Annotated in this window: 2 protein-coding genes (1 of these 2 cut by a window edge); one reads left to right on the forward strand and one right to left on the reverse strand. The window is 62.7% G+C overall.

The window, feature by feature from the left end:
• Positions 1–536: IS630 family transposase (locus EO136_RS03840; RefSeq protein ID WP_127143128.1), on the forward strand; the 536-nt coding region annotated here is incomplete at its 5' end.
• Positions 537–542: 6 nt separating this feature from the next.
• On the opposite strand, the gene EO136_RS03845 is transcribed toward EO136_RS03840, so the two are convergent.
• On the reverse strand, positions 543–2500 hold the 3' portion of the coding sequence (locus tag EO136_RS03845) for a M23 family metallopeptidase (RefSeq protein ID WP_127143156.1). The gene runs 1 nt beyond the window's last position; only the last 1958 of its 1959 coding nucleotides appear in the window; its start codon straddles the right edge of the window (only 2 of its three bases are visible, at positions 2499–2500); it ends in the stop codon at positions 543–545.

A 2500-nucleotide genomic window follows, 5' to 3' on the forward strand; every position in this document is an offset into this window, starting at 1 on the left:
CCTATCTGGACCCCAATCGGCTGGTGTTCATCGACGAGACCTGGATCAAGACCAACATGGCTCCGATCCGGGGATGGGGACCAAGAGGTCAACGCCTGCGCGGCTTCGCCCCGAACGGCCATTGGCGCACCATGACCTTTTTGGGCGCTTTGCGCTGCGACGGGCTGATCGCGCCCTGCGTTTTCGACGGCCCGATCAACGGGACATCGTTCCGGGCCTATGTCGAACAAGTGCTCCTGCCCACCCTCCGGCCCGGCGATATCGTCGTCATGGACAATCTCGGCTCCCACAAGGCCGCCATCATCCGGCAGATGATCAAAAGTGCGGGAGCACGGCTCTGGTTCCTGCCGCCCTACTCACCCGACCTCAACCCCATCGAGCAGGCCTTCTCCAAGATAAAGCATTGGATGCGTATGGCCCAGAAACGAACCGTCGATGAAACCTGGCGACACATCGGGCGCCTCGTGCAGACAATCTCCCCACACGAATGTGCAAACTACATCCAAAATGCCGGGTATGCTTCCGTCACAAAATGACAGAGTCTAGTTGGACGCGACAGTGACGGGAGAGGGATCGTTCTCCCGGTTCACCAGGGCCCGGATCTGGGCCACCGTGTTCTCGAAATCGGCCCGGTGCTGGGCGGCCAGCGAGTTCGCACGGGGCAGCTTGACCGCCATGGGATCGACGGTATTGCCGTTGATCTTCATCTCGTAGTGAAGATGCGGTCCGGTCGAGAGCCCCGTAGAGCCGACATAGCCGATGACCTCGCCCTGGTTGACCCTGGTGCCGGGGGTGATCCCGTCTTCGATGGCACTCATATGGGCATAAGCGGTGGCATAGCCATTGGCATGCCGGACTTCGACATAGCGTCCATAGCCCGAGAACCACTGCGCGCGCTCGATCACCCCGTCTCCCGCCGCGTAGATTGGCGTGCCGGTGCGCGCCGCAAAGTCCACGCCGGCATGAAGCCGGTAGTCGCCGAAAACCGGATGGCGGCGATAGCCGTAGCGCGAGCGCATATTGCCCCCGCCCTCGAGCGGACGGCGCAGCAGGAACTGCTTTCCGGTCTCTCCATCGGGATTGTAGAAGTCGATGACCCCGTCCTCGGTGTGATAGCGGAACAGCTCGCGCTCGGTGTTGCCGAGCTTGAGGTTAACGTAAAGCAGCTCGCGATCCTCGCTCTCGGGAGTATCGGACATCAGGATGGCGATGGAATCTCCGGGCGCGATGCGGCGCGTGAGGTCCACGTCATAGGCGAACATGGCCGCGATCCGGTCGATGACGGCATCATCGAGATTGTGCTTGCGGCCCGTTTCCCAGATCGAGCGGTAGATCGAGGGCAGATTGGAAAGATTGACCTCCTCGGTATCGACTTCCGAGAAGTCGATCCGCGGCGGCTCGAGTGCCATGACGTACTGGCCGCGGTCCGCAAGGGCGACCGTCACCCGGTGTGTGGTGTCCTGGTATATGCTCAGGCGCTGGGGAAGCAGCGTTTCGGTGCCGCGGTTCGGACCAAAGAGGATCCGTAGCCGGGCACCGGGTGAAAGGCTGGTTTCGGGATGCACATTGCGCATCGCCCGGATCACGGCCTCGGCCATTGCCTGTGTAAACCCGTTCCGGACAAGGGCTTCGCCCAGGGGCGTCTGCTCCCTGATGGTCTGGATGCGCTCGGTCCGTGCCATGTTGGCCGATTCATCCATGCTGGTGCGGGGCACGATGGTCACGTTCTCTGCCTCGAGAACAGTGGCCGGCGCGCCGCTCTCGACCCCGAGCTCGCGCAGCCCGCCCACAGTGCCGATTGATGCATAGCCCAGAACCGGCGACGTGTCGTCGGCATATGCTCCCTCGACACTGGTGCGCAGGAAGCGGGCCGCGTTGGTATCGTTGATCGTGCGCCGCGGAGGGGTGTCCAGCGAAAGCGCAGCGGTGCGGATCGTCACTTCTCCGCCGACGTCGGCGCCGTAGATATCGGTGCTCACCAGATCGGCGGTCTGCTCGGCGCGCATGGTCTCGTTGCGCGCAAGAAGCGCCACCGGGTCGTAGGCCGGAATGTCCTCGGACAAAGCGGTTGCCGAGGTCGCTAGGCTGGCGTCGATCAGGGTGAAGGGACGGTTGCGGATATGGGCGACCCCTTCGACCACTTCACGGATCGAGGCTTCGATGATCTCGAGATCGGAATGGGTCTCGGTCACAGGCTTTGCCCTGCGGCTCTTGACCATGAGAGAGTCGGCCACCGAAACAGAGCGCTCGGGTACCTGCACGGCCAGCGCATCATAGGGAGTGGAGAATGTGTCCTGGCCCTTGAAGGAGACGTGGATTGCCGCGGCCATGAGCATGAAGGACGTGAGGCCCGTAAGTACGGTTCCGGCCAGCCAGGTCAGGCTGATTTCCCGGCCCTGCGGCAACTCCCCTTCCGAGGAGGTCACGGTCAGCGCCGGAGAGTCTTCAAAGCCCGTTGCCTTGAGAAGGGCGGTCTGACGGTTGCGATGTGCTGCGTTCA

It is taken from the genome of Pelagibacterium montanilacus (assembly GCF_003992665.1).
GTDB classification, from domain to species: Bacteria; Pseudomonadota; Alphaproteobacteria; order Rhizobiales; family Devosiaceae; genus Pelagibacterium; species Pelagibacterium montanilacus.